The organism is Spirillospora sp. CA-142024, from assembly GCF_050942325.1.
In the GTDB taxonomy this organism is placed as follows: domain Bacteria; phylum Actinomycetota; class Actinomycetes; order Streptosporangiales; family Streptosporangiaceae; genus Spirillospora.
On sequence record NZ_CP192077.1, the window covers coordinates 2,394,683 to 2,412,211 of the forward strand.

The window sequence follows — 17,529 nt, forward strand, 5'->3', positions numbered from 1 at the left end:
GGGGGTCGGCCCCTCAGACCCCCCGGAAAGACGTAGGGGTGGGCGAGCGCGGCGGGGCGCTCGCGATCGGGAAGTCCCCGGGCGGGGGGCCGTGGCGGCCGTTCGCGCGGGGCGGCGGGGCGGGGAGCCGCGAGATCCACCATCTCGGGCTGGTCGCCGCGCTGGTGCTGCTCGCGGTCGTCGGCCTGGTGACCGAGCGGGACAACTTCGCCACGTCCGGGAACGTGGTCGGGATCCTGGCGCTGGCCGCCACCATCGGCGTGATCACCGTCGGCCAGACGTTCGTGATCATCGGCGGCGGGATCGACCTGTCCGTCGGGTCGGTGATGGCGCTGGCGTCGGTGTGGGCAACCACGGTGGCGACGCAGTCCTACGGCCCCGCCGTGATGGCGATGTGCGCGATCCTCGTGGGGACGGGGTCGGGCATCGTGTCCGGCCTGCTGATCTCCTACGGCCGGCTGGTCCCGTTCATCGCCACGCTCGCGATGCTCGTCGCGGCGCGGGGGCTGGCGCAGCGGATGTCGGACCGCAGGACCCAGCTCGTCCGGCCGGAGAACGACGCGGTCGAGGCGCTGTCCACCACCAAGGTGCTGGGGCTGCCGCTCGTCGTGTACATCTTCGCGGCGGTCGCGGTCGCCGGATGGCTGCTGCTCAACCGCACCACGTTCGGCCGCCGGACGTTCGCCGTCGGCGGCAACCCGGAGGCGGCCCGGCTGGCCGGCATCAACGTCCGCCGGCACACCCTGCTGCTGTACGCGCTGTCCGGCTTCTGCTGCGGCATCGCCGCGATCATCATCATGGCGCGCACCACCACCGGCTCCAGCACCCACGGCGACCTGTACGAGCTCGACGCGATCGCCGCCGTGATCATCGGCGGGACGCTGCTCACCGGCGGCCGCGGCACCGTCGTGGGGTCGATCCTCGGCGTGCTGGTGTTCACCGTCATCACCAACCTGTTCATCCTGAACGGCCTGCAGACCAGCGACCAGCTGATCGCCAAGGGCGTGATCATCGTGATCGCCGTGCTGCTGCAGCGCCGCGGGCTCCGCTCGCCCACCTGACCTTCCGGCGTCCACCCCATCCACGTCCACCACCGGCACGCCCACCACCCCCTCCACGTCCACATCCGCAGGTCCACCACCCCACACGTCCGGCGCCGCGCGTCCCGGGGAGCGCGCGGCGGGGGACGACCCATCCCTTCACCAGGAGCACGTCATGCGTGATCAGAGCCCTCGTCCGAGCCGCAGAGGCGTCCTGTTCGGCGGTGCCGTCGTCGCGGCCGGCAGCCTCGCCGCGGCCTGCACCGGCAACAGCGAGAAGAGCGACTCCACGCCGGCCGCGCAGTCCGGCTCGCTCGGCGGCGACAACGACAAGCCCGGCAAGCAGGTCACCATCGGGTTCTCCGCGCCCGCCGCGGACCACGGCTGGATCGCGGCGATCGCCAAGAACGCCGAGGGCCAGGCCAAGAAGTACAAGGACGTGACGTTCAAGCCGGTCGAGCCGACCAACGACATCAACCAGCAGATCTCCGCGGTCGAGTCGCTGATCCGGGCGAAGGTGAACGTGCTGGTGATCCTGCCGAACGACGGCGAGCAGCTGAACCAGGTCGCCCGCAAGGCGATGGACGCCGGCATCCCGGTCCTCAACCTCGACCGCGTCTTCCCCGACAAGCTGTCGTACCGGACGTGGATCGGCGGCGACAACTACGGCATGGGCGTCTCCGCCGGCCACCACATCGGCAGGAAGCTGAAGGACAAGGGCGCCTCGAACCCGGTCATCGTGGAGATCCAGGGCATCGCGACGCTGCCGCTGACGCAGGACCGCAGCAAGGGCTTCGCGGACGCGCTGAAGTCCTACGGGTTCTCCGTCACCGCGAAGCAGGACGCGAAGTTCACCGTCGAGTCCGGCAACCAGGTCGCGGCGAACCTGCTCCAGGCGCACAAGAAGATCGACGCGATGTGGAACCACGACGACGACCAGGGCGTCGGCGTGCTCGCCGCCATCAAGCAGTCCGGCCGCAAGGAGTTCTTCATGGTCGGCGGCGCCGGGTCGGCCAACGCGATGCGCGAGATCAAGTCGGGCGGCGGCGTGCTGGAGGCGACCGTCACCTACCCGCCGACGATGGCCGCGTCCGCGATCAAGCTGGGCCGGCTGATCGCGCAGGGCAAGGGCATGACCGACCTGGTCGAGCTGCAGGTGCCCCAGTCGATCACCCTGGCTTCCGAGACGGTCACCAAGGACAACGTCGCCACGTACATGCCGCTCGGCTTCGAGTCCTGAGCGACGGGGGCGCCGGCGCGTCCGCCTCCCTTCCCCCAGGCGGCGCGCCGGCAACGACAGAGAGGTGAGCAGAACATGACGACCGTCGGAGTCGGGATGGTCGGGCACGCGTTCATGGGGCGCGCCCACTCCCAGGCGTGGCGCAGTGTGGGGCCGTTCTTCGGGCCGCCGCTGACACCCGTCATGACCGCCCTGGCCGGCCGTTCCGCCGAGCGCGCCGGCGCCGCCGCCGCGGCGCTCGGCTGGGCGTCGGTGGAGACCGACTGGAAGGAGCTGCTCCGCCGCGACGACGTCCAGCTCGTCGACATCTGCACGCCGGGCGACAGCCACGCCGAGATCGCGGTCGCCGCCCTCGACGCGGGCAAGCACGTGCTGTGCGAGAAGCCCCTCGCCAACTCCGTAGCGGAGGCGGAGGCGATGGCCGCCGCCGCCGAACGGGCCCGAGGGCGCGGCGTCCGGTCGATGGTCGGGTTCAACTACCGGCGCGTCCCGGCGGTCACCCTCGCGCGCAGGTTCGTGGACGAGGGACGCATCGGCACCGTCCGGCACATCCGGGCGCAGTACCTCCAGGACTGGCTGGCCGACCCGGAGGCCCCGTTCACCTGGCGGATGGACCGTGACAGGGCCGGGACGGGGGCGCTCGGCGACATCGGCGCGCACATCATCGACACCGCGCAGTTCATCACCGGGCAGTCGCTCGTCGGCGTGTCGGCGCTGATGGACACGTTCGTCCCGGAACGCCCGGCGCCGGGCGGCGGCACGGCCCAGGTCACCGTGGACGACGCGGCCCTGTTCATCGGACGCACCGACGCCGGCGCGCTCGCCACGTTCGAGGCGACCCGGTTCGCGACGGGACGCAAGAACTCGCTGCGGATCGAGGTCAGCGGCACGTCCGGGGCGCTGTCGTTCGACCTGGAGTCGCTCAACGAACTCTGGTTCCACGACCGGAACGAGGACGCGGAGACGGCCGGCTTCCGCCGGATCATGGTCACCGAGCCCGTCCACCCGTACGCCGGACGGTGGTGGCCGCCCGGTCACATCCTGGGGTACGAGCACACGTTCACCCACCAGATCGCCGACCTGCTCACCGCCATCGCCGACGGGACCGACCCGCGCCCGTCGTTCGCCGACGGCCTGCAGGTGCAGCGCGTCCTCGCCGCGGTCGCGGACAGCGCCGCGTCCCGATGCTGGGTCGACGTCGAAGGGAGCGCATGATGGCACGACCGATCACCCTGTTCACCGGCCAGTGGGCGGACCTGCCGTTCGAGGAGGTCTGCCGGCTGGCCTCGGGCTGGGGCTACGAGGGCCTGGAGATCGCCTGCTGGGGCGACCACTTCGAGGTCGACAAGGCCCTCGCCGACGACGGCTACGTCCCGCGGAGGCTGGAGACGCTCGCCAAGCACGACCTCAAGGTGTGGGCGATCTCCAACCATCTCGTCGGGCAGGCCGTCTGCGACCACCCGGACGAGCGGCACCAGGCGATCCTGCCCGAGCGGATCTGGGGCGACGGGGAGCCCGAGGGCGTCCGGCGGCGCGCGGCCGCCGAGATCATGGACACCGCGCGGGCCGCCGCGAAGCTCGGCGTCGACACGGTCGTCGGCTTCACCGGCTCCTCGATCTGGCACACGGTCGCGATGTTCCCGCCCACCCCCGACGCGATGGTGGAGCGCGGCTACGCCGACTTCGCCGACCGCTGGAACCCGATCCTGGACGTGTTCGACGAGGTCGGCGTCCGGTTCGCGCACGAGGTGCACCCGAGTGAGATCGCCTACGACTACTGGACGACCGTCCGGACGCTGGAGGCGATCGGGCACCGTCCCGCGTTCGGGCTGAACTTCGACCCGTCCCACTTCGTCTGGCAGGAGCTCGACCCGGTCGGCTTCCTGTTCGACTTCCGCGACCGGATCTACCACGTCGACTGCAAGGACACCAAGGTCCGCACGGGCGACGGCCGACGCGGGCGCCTCTCCTCGCACCTGCCGTGGGCCGACCTGCGGCGCGGCTGGGACTTCATCTCCACCGGCCGCGGCGACGTCCCGTGGGAGGACGTCTTCCGCGCGCTGAACTCGATCGGCTACTCCGGTCCGATCTCGGTCGAGTGGGAGGACGCCGGCATGGACCGCCTGCAGGGCGCGCCCGAGGCCCTGGAGTTCGTCCGCGCCCTCAACGCGATGGAGCCGCCCACCGCCTCCTTCGACGCGGCGTTCTCGTCCGACTGAGCCCGCGGTGCGCCGCCCCTGTGAGGCCACGCACGGGGGCGGCGCACCGTTCCCTCAGGCGGCGGGCCGGGCGCCCAGCCTGCGCGGGGCGTGGTCCTCGACGAAGCGCTCCAGGTCGGACGCCGTGGCGCCCATGGGCGGGACGACGATCAAGCGGTCCACCCCCAGGTCCGCGTAGGCCCGGACGAACTCGGCGTCCGGGAGTCTCGGCGGGCTGACCGAGATGTGCAGGGGCTCCCTGCCCGCCTCTTCGCGGAGTGCGCGCACCCGGGGGATCAGCTCCGCGGCGGCGCGCCGCCCGAGCATCCACCCGTACCACCCGTCCGCGTGCCGCGCGGCCCGGCGGAGCGCCGCCGGGCTGTGCCCTCCGGTCACGACGGGGATCGGGCGCTGGACGGGACGCGGATGCGCGTCCACGCCCTCGAAGTCCACGTGGCGCCCGTGGAAGGCGGGCTTGTCGTCGTACCAGAGCGACCGCATGGCCGCCAGGTACTCGTCGGCGCGTTCCCCCCGCCCCTCCGGCGGGACCCCGACCGCGCGCATCTCCGGCTCCAGGTACCCGGCGGCGGCCCCGAAGATGAGCCGTCCTCCGCTGAGCACGTCGACGCTGGCGAGCTGCTTGGCGAGCACGAGCGGGTTCCGCTGCGGCAGGACGACGACCCCGGTGCCGAGCGCGATCCGCTGGGTGTGAGCGGCGAGGTGGGCGAGGGCGACCAGCGGATCCAGGAAGGGTGCGTCCGGCTCGGCCGGGGACGGGTCGACGCGCGGGCTCGGCAGGACGACGTGGTCGCCCACCCACACCGAGTCGTATCCGAGGTCCTCGGCCAGCTTGGCGACGCGTGCGGCGACCCGCGGCTCGGCGCAGGAGTGCAGATTGAGGGCGAAGAGCCCAAGAGTCGGTGACATTTCTCAATAGTCGAACTTTTCTACTATCGAGTCAACCGATGATCGAACGGATATAACCTGCTGCCATGGTGGAGGGTTCCATGCGGGACGGGCTGCCGGAGGGGCTCGCGTCCCTGGCCGGCTTCCAGCTGTCCAAATGCGGATGGTGGCTGGAGCAGCGGCTGGAAGAGGACCTGAAACCGCTCGGCATCCGGGTACGGCACTTCCTGGTGCTGGCGATGCTCAGCACGTCCGACACGCTGTCGCAGCAGGAGATGGCCGGATACCTGCTGCTCGACCCCACGCTGATGGTCGGCCTCGTCGACGACCTGGAGGCGCGGGGGCTCTGCGAGCGCACCCGCGACCCGCGCGACCGGCGGCGCCACTCCGTCCGCATCACCGAGGACGGGCTCGACCTGCACCGCCGAGCCCGCGCCCTCGCCGACGAGGTGGGCGCGGACGTGTTCGGGTCGCTGTCGGACGAGGAGTTGCGCACGGTCGTGAAAGCGATCGGCCGGGTCATGCAGCCGTTCTGGGCCGAGCAGATGGTGCGCCCGCGCCGCAAGCGCTGACACGCCGGGGTCAGGGCAGGGCGCGGAAGTCGGCGAAGTCGAAACCGGGGGAGACGACGCAGCTCACCAGGACCTCCTCGTCCCCGGCCGGGTGCGCCGCCTGCCAGACGCCGGCCGGGACGACGGCCTGCGGAACCTGCCCGTCCGCCAGGTCCGCACCGAGCGTGACCGCCTCCGGCGTGTCGGACGGAAGGTCCCCGCCCCCGCCGAGGAGCAGCGTCAGCGGGCCGCCGCTGTGCCACAACCAGACCTCCGCGGACCGCACAGCGTGCCAGATCGACTCCTCGCCGGGCGGCAGCAGGAAGTAGATGCCGGTGGCGCCGGCGCGCTCGCCCGGGTAGCCGTCCGGCGTGAACGCGACGTCCGACCGCCACGTCTCCCGGTACCAGCCGCCCTCCGGATGCGGCAGCAGATCCAGCGCCTCGGCGGTCGCGGGCCGGTCCAGCACCGCGACGTGCCGCCCGTCCGGGCCGCGCCGGACATAGCGGACGCGGGACGCCGTCGTCCGGTCGATCACCCCGCGCGGAGGCATCGCCCCGGGGGCGGGGTCCAGGGTGACGGCGACGACCTGGCCGTCCTTGAACACGTCGTCGGCGACGGCGAGCGGCCCGGACTCGTCGTCCGGTGCCCACACGGCCCCTGCCTCGGACAGGACGAAACGGGGGCCGGCCTGGGCCTGCCAGGCGTCGAGCGTCGTGAGCAGCAGCACGCACCGAGCCTAGACGGTCGGGACGATCTCCCGACGTTCGCGTCGCCCGGCCTGTGCCGCCTCAGTCCATTTCGGAGAGGCGGGCCGGGTCGAAGGCGATGGGGAAGGGGCGGTCGAGCGTGACGGTCTCGCCGGAGCGGGCCTTGCCGGTCAGCTCGTAGTGGTCGTCGCGGAGTTCCAGCAGGGTGATGGCGGGGCGGGGCTCCAGGTCGACCAGCCAGTAGTGCGGGATGCCCGTCGCGGCGTACTCCTCCACCTTGCGGACGCGGTCGATCTGCTCGTTGACCGTGCGCGGCGTGACGACCTCGGCGACCAGGATGAGGTCGGGGCCGTAGTAGGTCCGGGTCCGGCGTTCGAGCGCGGCGCGGGCGACGTCGCGGGCCACGGCGAAGACGTCCGGTTTGCGGATGCCGGCCGGGGTCGTGACGTCCTGCGGGGCGCCGGCGACGTGGACGTCGGCGTCGGCCTGGCGGGCCGCGTCCTTCAGGATCGTCTTGAGCTGCTGGGCCGCGTGGTCGTGCCAGAGGTCGCCCGGCAGCTCGTGCAGCCAGCCGTCGGCGAGCTCGTAGCGGCGGCCCTCCTCGGGGAGCTCGTCCAGGTCGTACAGCGTGTACGGGCCGTGCGCGCGGCCGGGCGTCCCGCCCATGAATCGTCCCCCCTCACCTCGATGAACGGGCTGATCCGAATCTAGTGGACGGACGTCCGGAAAGGGCGCAGCCATGATCGCGCGTCGGGATGCGGCCGAATGTCTCGAAAGCCGAGCGGCGGGGAGTTAAGATACATCGCGTCTTGACCCTCCAGGCGGTGGAGGGACCAGGCTGCGGAGGCGGAACGCCTCGAAGGGGAGATGCGATGAGCGTCGAGCAGCACGACCAGGCCGCGCCCGCGCTGCGCGCCTCGGACAGCGACCGCGACGAGATGCTCGTCCGGCTCCACACCGCCTTCGCCGAGGGGCGGCTGAGTGAGACGGAGCTGGACGAGCGCATCGACCTGGTCCTCGCCGCGCGCACGCATGGCGAACTGGACGCCGTGGCCGCCGACCTGCCGTCCGGCCGGGCGGCCCCGGGATCGGCCGGGCACGGGCCGGCGGGCCGGTTCCAGGTCGCCTACAAGGGCTCGGTCAAGCGGGCCGGACGCTGGCGCCCGCCCGAACGGTTCACGACGGTCGTCTACAAGGGCACGGGCCTGCTCGACCTCCGCGACGCCGAACTGGACGGCCAGGTCACGACCCTGTGGGTGCTCGCCTACAAGTCCACCGTCCAGATCATCGTGCCGACGGGCGTCCGCGTGGAGACCGGCGGTGCGGGGGTGTCGGCGGAGGTGTACGGCGACCGGGCGCCGGGCGCACCGGTCCTGCACATCCGGGGTTATGCCTATAAGGGAGCGATCGAGGTAAAAGATCGGATACGCCGGACTTGAGGCGATAGAACGCTCAGCGGCCCCATCGGCCGCCGTTCACGCGATGTCCGTACAAGGGCTCCCGTGGCGCGATTTGATAGTGGTCCGACAGGACCGTGAAGGAGCGCGTGTGACGGCGAGGACCCCGGAGCAGGATGAGGCGCGGCGGACGGCCGAGGAGGAGCCGGCGGGCTCCCGCGACGTCCGGCGGCGCCTCACGTTCGGGGTCGCCGGCGATCTCGCCGACATGCCCGCCGCCCTGTCGCCCTGGCAGCGCGCCTACGAGGCCTGGCGCGCCGCCGGCCTGACCTGGGGCCACGGCGCTCCGCCCCGCGAGCGCGCACCGAAGGCCACGAGCCTCAACGCCGTCCGCGCGGAGGCTCCGCCGGAAGCGGCCCCGAAGCCGAAGGCCGCCAAGCCGAAGGCCGCCAAGCCGAAGCCTGCCAAGCCGAAGCCCGCGAGGACGAAGGCCGCGCCCGGGTCGCCGAGGGGCGTGAAGGCGAAGCCCGATCCGTATGACGTGCTGGTCGCCGGGCCGCCGAAGCCGGACCGGGCGCCGGCGATGCGGACGGGGCCGACGCGGCGGCTGCGGGTGCGCGGGACGGTCGCGGCCGGGCTCGTCGTGGTCGCCGGCGGGGTGATCTTCGTGGTCGCCCAGGGCGACGACGAACCGGGCACACCGGGCATCCCCGGCCCGATCCCCGCGGACGGGCTGTTCGCCCCCGATCCGGCCGCCGCGACCGACGGGCTCGTCCAGGACCTCACGACCATCGCCTCCGCGGGCGGGACGATCGTCGCCGCGGGCACCGAGGGCGACGGCGTCCCCGGCCGGGAGCGGACCCGGTTCGTCGTCTCCGCCGGCACCGGACGCGCCTGGTCGCTCGCGAAGCTGCGCGGCCCGGACGGTTCGGCGCCGCCGTCCGGCGACACCCCGCGGCTCCTCTCCGGCGGGAACGGACGCTGGGTGGCGCTCGGCCGGTCGTCCGGCGGCGGCGTGGTGGCGTGGACGAGCGGCGATGCCGGGACCTGGACCCGCCGCACGCCCGCCGCGGGCTTCACACCGGCGGACCGGGTGAACGACCTGACCCGCACCGGCCAGGGCTTCGTCGCCGTGGGCGCCTCCGGCGGCCGCGCCGTCGCCTGGAGTTCGGCGGACGGACGCGCGTGGCAGCGCATCGACGGCATCCCGGGGATCACCGGCCTCGACCGCGTGGCGGCCGCGGGGAACGTCGTGATGGCCCACGGGACGTACTCCAAGAAGATCACCGAGAAGCGGGGCAAGAAGAAGGTCACCCGGACCGTCGGCGCCGACGGCCTCTGGCGCTCCGCGGACGGCGGCCGGACGTGGACGCACGTCGGCATCCCGCAGGCGCAGGGATCGTACGGCTCGACCAAGGGGCTCACGACGGGCCCCGGCGGGTTCGCGACCGTGCGCGAGGGCAAGCAGACGACCGGCCGGAAGAAGCACCGCAGGACGAAGCGCTTCGGCCTCCTGTTCACCTCGCCGGACGGCCTGCAGTGGCGGGTCGCAGGCAAGTTCGGCGGCGCCGGCATCGACCGCTTCGACGGGACGCCGTCCGGCCTCGCCGTCATCGTCAAGGCGGCGAAGGGCGCGCACACCGTGCTGCGCAGCGCCGACGGCCGCACCTGGCGGCCGGGCGGAACCCTCGCCGCACCGGTGCGGAGCAGCGGGCTGACGGTCGCCGGCGAGCGGCTCGCCGTGTCCGGACGGCAGGGCGACGACGCCTACCTGCTCGGCGTGGACCTGCGCACCGTTCCGGGCGCCGTCCACCCCGAACGTTCGATCGGCTCGGTGGCCGCGGGCCCGGGGCGCTCCGTCGCGGTCGGCAGCACCAACGGCCGTGCCGCGATCTGGACGACCCCCGACGGCCGCTCCTGGACGCGCTCCCGGTTCCCCGCGACCGGCGGCCGGCTCTCCGACGTCGCGCACGGCGAGCCCGGCTGGCTGGCCGTGGGCCGCGTCTCGGGCGCGTCTTCCGGCCCCCTCGCGATGACCTCCAAGGACGGTCTGGTCTGGCGTAAGGCCGCGTTCCCCGGCGGCCCGCCTCCGGTGGCCGTCACCAGCGGGCCGTCCGGCCACGTCGCGGTCGGAACCGGCGCGGCCTGGCGTTCCGCGGACCTGCGCGCCTGGCGGCGCACGGGCATCGACGGCGCTCCCGCCGACGTGACCGCGACGGGCTCGGGATACGTGGCGGTCGGAGGCAAGGGCAGGGCGCCCGCCGCCTGGACCTCCCGGGACGGCCTCAGGTGGACGCCCGCCAAGCTCCCGCCCGGCCTCACCGTCCCCCTGACCCAGGTCGCCGCGAGAGGCGACAGCCTGGTGGCGATCGCCGCCGACAAGACGGCATTGGTCTCCGCCGACGGCGGTGCCACCTGGACACGGCGCACCCTGGGCGGCCCCGGCCTGGTCGCGACCGCCGTCACGCCGAGCCCGCGGGGTTTCGTCGTGACCGCCACGATGAACGGGGACGCCGCCGTGCTGGCCTCCTCCGACGGCGCGGCCTGGCGTCGCCTCGACGTCCCGGGCCTGGCGGGCCCCGGCGATCAGCGCATCACCACCCTGACCACGATGGGCCCCGACATCCTTGCCACCGGCGCGGACTCCGACACCCCGACCTTCTGGCGCGCGCCCGCCCCCGAGTAGGACGTCGGGAACGGCCCAGGGGTCAGCCGTTGCAGCCGCAGGAGCAGCCCTTCGGGCATGAGCACCCGCCGCCATGTCCGCAACTGCAGTCTTTTTTCGTCATGGGCGGAACGTAGCTTTTCTGGCGCTGTGCGGTCTATGGCCGAAGCGCGATGGGGACCTGTCGTACAGGACACGGGCCGTCCCGGGGCGGGGGGTTCGGGACGGCCCATGCCGGGTCGGGGTTCAGAAATCGATGTGGAAGTCCACGCCGAGCAGGACGAGGACCCAGAGGAAGATGGCCAGCAGCGCGCTGACGACGCGTTGGAGCAGGCCCTCGGTGATGTAGCCGCGGTCCCACGCGATGAATATGCCGATGATGATGTAGATGAGGCCGACCAGACTGATGTGCGGCCGGTATCGAGTCGCCATGGGGGACGTCTCCTCCCAGCTGGGGGTGTGACGATCGGTGGTTGCCCGGCCCCGTCCGAGGAAAACACCGGAGGTGTTCAGGGACCTACCGTGACGATCTTTTTGGCACCTCCCAAATTCGGTGAGGTGCCTACTTCCCCGACATGTCGATGCGGACGACGGTGGGGTCCCGCTCGTCGGCGCGGTCGGCGAACTCCGCGCTGCGGTGCACCACGTCGAACTGGTGCCTGCGCCTGTTCAGCGACGCGCTGAGCATGATGTGGTCGAGGTCCTCGGAGTTGCCGGCGGTGACCGCCGTGTAGCGGTCGCCCGCGCGGAGCTCCGCGGGCAGGTCGGTGAGCCCGGCGCTCTGGGCGAGCGTCTGGACGGGGACCGACGTTCCGCGGTCGTTGAGGTCGCCCGCCACGATCACCTGGGCCTTCGCGTCCACCCTCCGGACCGAGTTCACGAAGGTCGCGACCGTGCGGGCCTGCGCGTCGCGGCGCCACTCGGTGGGCTGGGAGGGCGGCTGGCGGCGTCCGAACAGGGGCTCGTCGTCGCCGGTGCGCGGGAACCACTGGTTCGCGATGACGATGAGGCGGCGGCCCCGCCAGGTCAGCTCCCCGGCGAGCGCCTTGCGGGTGCCGGCCCACGCGGCGTCGCCCGGCGCGATCCGCCCCGGGCTCAGCGTGAGCCCGGCCGTGCCGCCGCGCGGGACGGCCCGGACCGAGGTGACGGCCGGGTCGGGCCGCGCGGGCGGATCGTCCGGGACCGGCCCGGACAGCGAGGGACGGTCGACGAACGCGAGCCCGCGGTCGGTGCGGAACAGGAACCCGACCCGGTCGTTGGCGCCCTTCCGGCCGCCGTCGGAGTTGTCGCGCGGATACACCGACCGCCAGTCGTAGGCGGGCCCGCCCGCCGCGCTGATCGCCGTGATGAGCTGCGCGACGGTCTGGTCGTCGGCGACGGTGCCGTCGTCCTCCGGGCCGCTGTTGTCGCCGAGGCCGCCGATCGCGATCAGGTCGGGGGAGCGCAGGCCGTCCACGACGTCGTGCGCGACGGCGTCGAACCGCGCGGCCGGCGCGTCGGGGTTCAGCCCGTCCAGCCCGGCGGTGGCGACGGCGAGCTCGCCGGGACGCTGCGGGCGGGTGGTGGTCTCGCGGGTGATGGCGCCCGCGGTGCGCCGCGGCGTCGCGGTGAGCAGCAGCTTGTAGTCGCCGTAGGAGTAGTCGAGGATGCCGTGGTTCGCGCCGGGGAGCCGGTCGCCGACGTTCATGCCGGGCAGCGGCGCGAGCGCGTCGTCGAGGATGATCCGCTCGGGGTTGGGGTCGGCGTCGCGGAAGAGGATGCCGCCGCGGGCCGTCCGCGCCTGGGCGCCGGCGCCCCATGCGGGCAGCACGGGCAGCTCGCCGTCGCGGGACGGTCCGGCCGCGACGGCGTCGTCGATCCGGACCCGCATGCCTTCGAGGGACTCGTAGAAGTCGATGGCGTCGTGGCGGGGATCGAACGCGCCGCCCCTCTCCACGTCGCCCTGCCCGCGGTCGACCACGCTGCCCGGGGCCCGGCGCCCGCGCGGGCCGAGCACGGCCGGCGGCGGCAGCGGCGTGCCGTGCGCGTCGACCGCGGTCGCGGTGGCGTCGATCTCGGTACGGGTGAGCCCGCCGGACGACGCGCCGCCCGGGCGGAACTCCCTGACCTTGCCGTCCACCCGGACCGCGTCGCCGACCAGCGCCTCGGGCCGCGTCCGGGTGAAGACGAAGACGCCCTCGGACGTCGCCTCGCTCCTGTCGGGGCGGGGGTCCTGCATCCAGAACCCGTTGGCGGTGAGCGCCGTCACGACGCCCGGCACCCGGGCGACCTTGGCGCCGTTCAGCCGCGAGACGTGCGCGGCGCCCTGGATGTCGTGGATGCGGGTGGACAGGGGCGCGGCGTGCGCCGCGGAGACCGGGGCAAGGGGCGCGGCCAGCGCCACCGCGGCCAGGAGCCTCCCCAGACCGTGCACCAACCGCGCTCCATCACCGTCTAGGAGTCCGAATGAACGACAAGGATGATACGCGTGCGGAAGCGTGCGGCGTGATCAGTCGGGTCACTCCTCCAGGGACAGTGCGGCCTTCGGGCACGACCGGACCGCGTGCCGGACGCGGTCCTGCTCCTCCGGCGGGACGTCCGGCTTGAGGAGCTGGAGCTCGTCGTCGTCGTCGAGATCGAAGACCTCGGGCGCGAGCCCGACGCACACGGCGTTCGCCTCGCACACCAGCGGGTCGACCCGTACTCTCATCGTCTGCTCCGTTCGCGAATCACGGTGAGCGTGCGGTGGCCGGGGCGCCCGCCGGGGTCGCGGGCCGCGCCACCTCGCCGGCCAACCTACCGAACAAGGTTCGGGCCATTCCGCCCGCCCGGAAAGTTCCAGTCCCAGTGGGCAGGACTCGGGGCGAGACTTGCATCTCAGTACGGCGATGTCGGATATGGTGCCCCGATCGGAGGAGATCGATGACCCACACCAAGGCGTCCGCCGACTCGGGGACGACCGCCCGTTCGGCCGCGGCGACGCCCATGCCCACGGCTCTGCTGCGCACCGCGCGCTCCGCCAAGGGCTTCATGCCGGAAGGCGAAGGCCTCGCGCTGTACGAGACCGCCCTGGACTACGGGAGCCGCCTCGCCGGAGTCGGCCCCATGCTGGAGGTCGGCACCTACTGCGGTAAGTCCGCCGTCTACCTGGGGGCCGCGGCCAGGGCGGCGGGAACTGTCCTGGTCACGGTCGACCACCACCACGGCTCGGAGGAGAACCAGGCGGGCTGGGAGCACCACGACCCGGCCATGGTCGACCCGAGCACGGGCCGGATGGACACGCTGCCCACGTTCCGCAAGACGATCGGCGCCGCCGGACTGGAGGACGAGGTCGTCGCCATCGTCGGGCAGTCCCGCACCGTGTCGGCCTTCTGGCGGACGCCGCTGGCACTGCTGTTCATCGACGGCGGTCACGCCGAGGAGCACGCGCAGGGCGACTACGAGGGCTGGGCGCCGCACGTCGCCACCGGAGGCGCCCTCGTGATCCACGACGTCTTCCCCGACCCCCGGGACGGGGGGCAGCCGCCCTACCACGTCTACCTGCGGGCGCTGGCGAGCGGCGCGTTCGAGGAACGCCGGGTGGAAGGGTCGCTGCGCGTCCTGGAGCGCGTCGGCGGCGGCGACCCGCTGAAGCCCGCCTGACCGCGCTCACACGCGGTTGGCGACCCCGACGAGCGCGCACCCGCACGCCAGCGGATCGGACGCCTCCGACGGCCCGAGCGGCCGTCCGGCGATCTCCTTGAAGAGCCGGGAGCCGGGGGAGGCGTCCGCTAGCGCGTCCGCCGCCAGGATCACCGCGGCGGCCGTGTAGGTGGAGCGGTCCCCGGGGAAGTGCCGCTCGTTCTCGAACTGCCAGCCCGTCCAGTACGAGCCGTCCTCGTGCCGGAGGTGCTGGATGGTCGTGAACAGCTCCAGCGCGCGGTCGCGGTCGCCCGCCGCGTCCAGCGCCAGCACGAGCTCGCAGCTCTCGGCCGCCGTCACCCACGGCTGGTCGGACACGCAGCGGCAGCCGAGGCCCGGCACGACGAACGTGTCCCAGCCCGCGTCGAACCGGCGCTGCGCGTCCGCGCCGCGGACCGGGCCGCCGAGCACCGGGTAGTACCAGTCCATCGACCAGCGGCTCTTGTCGGCGAACGCCTCCGGGTGCGCGGCCACCACGTGCCCGAGCTGGTCGGCCGCCAGCTCCCAGTCCGGCTGGTGCTCGCCGAGGTGCTCGGCCAGCGCGACCGCGCAGCGCAGCGACTGGTAGATCGACGAGCAGCCGGTGAGCAGCGCGTGGTCGGACGGCTCGCCGTCCTCGTGCCGGATCCAGATGATCTCCCCGCGCCGGGTCTGCAGCCCGAGCGTGAAGTCGATCGCCCGCCGGACCGCCGGCCACATGTGCCGGGCGAAGCCGGCGTCCCCGGTGGTGAGCAGCTCGTGCCAGACGCCCACCGCGACGTAGGCGGCGTGGTTGGACTCGCCGCCCGGCTCGGTGACCTCGCCCAGCACCCACTTCGCGGGCCACGACCCGTCCGGCCGCTGGGCGCCGCGCAGCCATTCGTACGCGCGCCTGGCCTCCTCGCCGAGCCCGGCGACCGACAGCGCCATCGCCGCCTCGATGTGGTTCCAGGCGTCCACGTGGCCGGGCACGCCCGCCGTCGGCGAGAACCACGGGATCGCGCCGGACGCCTCCTGCTGCGCGGCGATGCTCAGCGCCGTCGCGACGACGTCGTCCGACGTGAGGACTCCGGGAACTGCGGGCGGCGCGGTCTCAGACCGCATCCGCCGTCTCCTTGGCCGGGGCCGACGGCGTTCCCGGCGCCGCGGGCTTGGCGAAGTAGACGACGACGCTCTTGCCGATCAGCGGGTTCATCACGCGTTCCGCCAGCCGGGTCGCGAGCGGCCGCTTCATGATGTCCCACACGAGGATCTGGTGGTACGCCTTGGCGAGCGGGTTGCCGTCGTTGTCCACCCCCACCGCGCACTTGATCCACCAGTAGGGCGCGTGCAGGCCGTGCGCGTGGTGGTGGCCGCCGACCCTGAAGCCGACCGACTTCAGCTTGGCCTCCAGCTCGGCGCGGGTGTAGATGCGCACGTGCCCGCCGGGGGCGGTGTGGTAGTCCTCCGACAGCGCCCAGCACACCCGCTCGGGCAGCCAGCTCGGCACCGTGACCGCCAGCCTCCCGCCCGGCTTGAGGACGCGCAGCAGCTCGCGCATCGCCCGCATGTCGTCGGGGATGTGCTCCAGCACCTCGGACGCGACGATCGCGTCGAAGTGGTCGTCGGGGAACGGCAGGTCGAGCGCGTCACCCTGCACGGTCTCGGCGGTCGCGTCCGCGGGCACCTCGCCTTCGAGGCGCATCGCCCCGAACATCGTCTCCACGCCGGCCAGCTCGCCGGCGTCCTGGTCGAAGGCCACGACGTGCGCACCCCGGCGGTACAGCTCGAAGGCATGCCGTCCGGCACCGCATCCCATGTCCAGGACGCGGTCTCCGGGGGTGACGCGGAACCGCTGGAAATCCACGGTCAGCAGGGTCGTGCTCCTTCCGTACGGGGGAGTCCAGAGGACGTGCCCTCACTTGCCCTTGCGGGCGGCCAGACGCCGGTAGTTCTGCTGGGTGATGGCGGCCCTGTAGTGGGCGACGGTGGCCTGCGCCACGGCCGGCCAGGCGAACCGCTCCTGGACGCGCGCGAGCCCGGCGGCACCGGCCCTCGCCCGCTCCTCCGCGGAGTCGTGCAGGCGGTGCAGGGTCGCGGCGAGTTCCTCCACGTCCCCGGGCTGCACGAGGATCCCGGCGTCGCCGGCCACCTCGGGCAGCGCGCCGGCGCGGCTGGCGACCAGCGGCGTCCCGGACGCCATGTGCTCGACGGCGGGCAGCGAGAACCCCTCGTAGCGGGAGGGGACGACGGCGATCTCCGCGGACGCGAGCAGCTCGCCCAGCTCCTCGTCGCCGATGCCGCCGACGAACCGGACGCGCTCGCCGAGGGCCAGCTCGCGCACGAGCTTCTCGGTCGGGCCGTCCTTCTGCGGCCTGCTGACGACGATCACGTGCACGTCGCGCTCGGTGGCCACCTTGGCGACCGCGCGCAGCAGCACGTCCACGCCCTTGATCGGCGCGTCCGCGCTGGCCATCGCGACGATCCGGCCGGGGACCCGCTCGCCGCGCGGGTGGAAGATCCGGGTGTCGACGCCGAGCGGAAGGATCTCGATGTCGCGCGGGTCGACCTTGAAGTCCTTGACGATGTCGACCTTGGAGGACTCCGACACCGTCAGCACCGGGCCGATCCGCCGCGACACCTGCGACTGCATGCCGACGAACCCGTACCAGCGGTGCTTGCCGAGCTTCTGCTTGATCCCGCGCGCGGCCTCGATGTCGATCCGGCGGTCGACGCTGATCGGGTGGTGGATGCTCGTGACCAGGGGCAGCCCGAGCCGGGAGATGCCGAGGTTGCCGAGGCCGAGGACCTGGTTGTCGTGCACGACGTCGAAGTCGCGGCGGCGCCCGCGCAGCAGCCGCAGCGCGCGCAGGCTGAACGTCAGCGGCTCGGGGAAGCCGCCCGTCTTCATGTGCGCGAACTCCAGGACGTCGAGCCAGTCGCGGAACTCGCCGAGGGAGGGGGTGCGGAACGGGTCCTCGTCCCGGTACAGGTCGAGGCTCGGGAGCTTGGTGAGGGTGATCTCCTCGCGGTCCAGCTCGGGGTACGGCTGGCCCGAGATGACCTCCACCGTGTGGCCGAGGTCGACCAGCTCCCGGCTCAGATGCCTGAGGTAGACGCCCTGCCCGCCGCAGTGCGGCTTGCTCCGGTACGAGAGCAGGGCCACCCGCAGCGGGCCGCCCGTCTCGCCTGCCTCACCCACGC

At 73.1% G+C, this 17,529-nt stretch carries 17 protein-coding genes; 8 read left to right on the top strand and 9 right to left on the bottom strand.

Going from position 1 to position 17,529, the window contains the following annotated elements; genetic code table 11:
* Positions 1 to 38 precede the first annotated feature (38 nt).
* The 4 genes from ACQPZP_RS11565 (at position 39) to ACQPZP_RS11580 (ending at position 4,499) form a co-directional block, all read left to right on the top strand.
* A complete protein-coding gene (locus ACQPZP_RS11565) occupies positions 39 to 1,061 on the top strand; it encodes an ABC transporter permease (protein WP_433477627.1) in 1,023 nt (340 codons plus the stop codon).
* A 154-nt stretch (positions 1,062 to 1,215) separates the two neighbouring features.
* Positions 1,216 to 2,280, top strand: a complete 1,065-nt coding sequence (locus ACQPZP_RS11570) for an ABC transporter substrate-binding protein (protein ID WP_433477628.1) — start codon at positions 1,216 to 1,218, stop codon at positions 2,278 to 2,280.
* Positions 2,281 to 2,355: 75 nt separating this feature from the next.
* Positions 2,356 to 3,495, top strand: a complete 1,140-nt coding sequence (locus ACQPZP_RS11575; protein ID WP_433477629.1) for a Gfo/Idh/MocA family protein — start codon at positions 2,356 to 2,358, stop codon at positions 3,493 to 3,495.
* A complete protein-coding gene (locus ACQPZP_RS11580) occupies positions 3,495 to 4,499 on the top strand; it encodes a sugar phosphate isomerase/epimerase family protein (RefSeq protein ID WP_433479590.1) in 1,005 nt (334 codons plus the stop codon). Before ACQPZP_RS11575 ends, ACQPZP_RS11580 begins: the two co-directional genes overlap by 1 nt.
* Positions 4,500 to 4,553: 54 nt before the next feature.
* Here ACQPZP_RS11580 and ACQPZP_RS11585 read toward each other — a convergent pair whose 3' ends face one another.
* On the bottom strand, positions 4,554 to 5,405 hold the full coding sequence (locus ACQPZP_RS11585) for an LLM class F420-dependent oxidoreductase (RefSeq protein WP_433477630.1): 852 nt from the start codon (positions 5,403 to 5,405) through the stop codon (positions 4,554 to 4,556).
* Between the two features lie 65 nt (positions 5,406 to 5,470).
* Here ACQPZP_RS11585 and ACQPZP_RS11590 point away from each other — a divergent pair, with 65 nt between their 5' ends.
* The gene (locus ACQPZP_RS11590; RefSeq protein WP_433477631.1) at positions 5,471 to 5,956 is read left to right on the top strand and encodes a MarR family winged helix-turn-helix transcriptional regulator; all 486 of its coding nucleotides are present in this window, start codon (positions 5,471 to 5,473) and stop codon (positions 5,954 to 5,956) included.
* 10 nt (positions 5,957 to 5,966) lie between these two features.
* Here ACQPZP_RS11590 and ACQPZP_RS11595 read toward each other — a convergent pair whose 3' ends face one another.
* Together ACQPZP_RS11595 and ACQPZP_RS11600 are read right to left on the bottom strand one after the other, a co-directional pair.
* Complete coding sequence (locus ACQPZP_RS11595) at positions 5,967 to 6,665, bottom strand: cupin domain-containing protein (RefSeq protein WP_433477632.1); 699 nt, start codon at positions 6,663 to 6,665, stop codon at positions 5,967 to 5,969.
* A 61-nt stretch (positions 6,666 to 6,726) separates the two neighbouring features.
* Positions 6,727 to 7,311, bottom strand: coding sequence for a Uma2 family endonuclease (locus ACQPZP_RS11600; RefSeq protein ID WP_433477633.1), 585 nt, complete (start codon positions 7,309 to 7,311; stop codon positions 6,727 to 6,729).
* Between the two features lie 206 nt (positions 7,312 to 7,517).
* Between ACQPZP_RS11600 and ACQPZP_RS11605 the strand changes: the two genes are divergently transcribed.
* Together ACQPZP_RS11605 and ACQPZP_RS11610 are read left to right on the top strand one after the other, a co-directional pair.
* Positions 7,518 to 8,084 carry a DUF1707 SHOCT-like domain-containing protein gene (locus ACQPZP_RS11605; protein WP_433477634.1) on the top strand — a complete coding sequence of 189 codons (567 nt, stop codon included), beginning with the start codon at positions 7,518 to 7,520 and terminating at the stop codon, positions 8,082 to 8,084.
* Positions 8,085 to 8,193: 109 nt separating this feature from the next.
* Complete coding sequence (locus ACQPZP_RS11610) at positions 8,194 to 10,728, top strand: hypothetical protein (RefSeq protein ID WP_433477635.1); 2,535 nt, start codon at positions 8,194 to 8,196, stop codon at positions 10,726 to 10,728.
* Between the two features lie 225 nt (positions 10,729 to 10,953).
* On the opposite strand, the gene ACQPZP_RS11615 is transcribed toward ACQPZP_RS11610, so the two are convergent.
* The 3 genes from ACQPZP_RS11615 to ACQPZP_RS11625 form a co-directional block, all read right to left on the bottom strand.
* Positions 10,954 to 11,139 carry a hypothetical protein gene (locus ACQPZP_RS11615; RefSeq protein ID WP_433467754.1) on the bottom strand — a complete coding sequence of 62 codons (186 nt, stop codon included), beginning with the start codon at positions 11,137 to 11,139 and terminating at the stop codon, positions 10,954 to 10,956.
* A 130-nt stretch (positions 11,140 to 11,269) separates the two neighbouring features.
* Positions 11,270 to 13,120, bottom strand: a complete 1,851-nt coding sequence (locus ACQPZP_RS11620) for an endonuclease/exonuclease/phosphatase family protein (RefSeq protein WP_433479591.1) — start codon at positions 13,118 to 13,120, stop codon at positions 11,270 to 11,272.
* Between the two features lie 84 nt (positions 13,121 to 13,204).
* Entirely contained in the window at positions 13,205 to 13,396 is a 192-nt protein-coding gene (locus ACQPZP_RS11625) for a ferredoxin (protein WP_433477636.1), read from the bottom strand.
* A gap of 275 nt (positions 13,397 to 13,671) precedes the next feature.
* Here ACQPZP_RS11625 and ACQPZP_RS11630 point away from each other — a divergent pair, with 275 nt between their 5' ends.
* Positions 13,672 to 14,328 carry a class I SAM-dependent methyltransferase gene (locus ACQPZP_RS11630; protein WP_433479592.1) on the top strand — a complete coding sequence of 219 codons (657 nt, stop codon included), beginning with the start codon at positions 13,672 to 13,674 and terminating at the stop codon, positions 14,326 to 14,328.
* Positions 14,329 to 14,334: 6 nt separating this feature from the next.
* On the opposite strand, the gene ACQPZP_RS11635 is transcribed toward ACQPZP_RS11630, so the two are convergent.
* From ACQPZP_RS11635 to ACQPZP_RS11645, 3 genes are read right to left on the bottom strand one after another with little or no spacing between them, the layout of a single operon-like run.
* Positions 14,335 to 15,450, bottom strand: coding sequence for a prenyltransferase (locus ACQPZP_RS11635; protein WP_433477637.1), 1,116 nt, complete (start codon positions 15,448 to 15,450; stop codon positions 14,335 to 14,337).
* A complete protein-coding gene (locus tag ACQPZP_RS11640; RefSeq protein ID WP_433469949.1) occupies positions 15,440 to 16,201 on the bottom strand; it encodes a class I SAM-dependent methyltransferase in 762 nt (253 codons plus the stop codon). Before ACQPZP_RS11640 ends, ACQPZP_RS11635 begins: the two co-directional genes overlap by 11 nt.
* Positions 16,202 to 16,243: 42 nt before the next feature.
* Positions 16,244 to 17,527, bottom strand: a complete 1,284-nt coding sequence (locus ACQPZP_RS11645; RefSeq protein WP_433477638.1) for a glycosyltransferase family 4 protein — start codon at positions 17,525 to 17,527, stop codon at positions 16,244 to 16,246.
* Between the last annotated feature and the right edge of the window lie 2 nt (positions 17,528 to 17,529).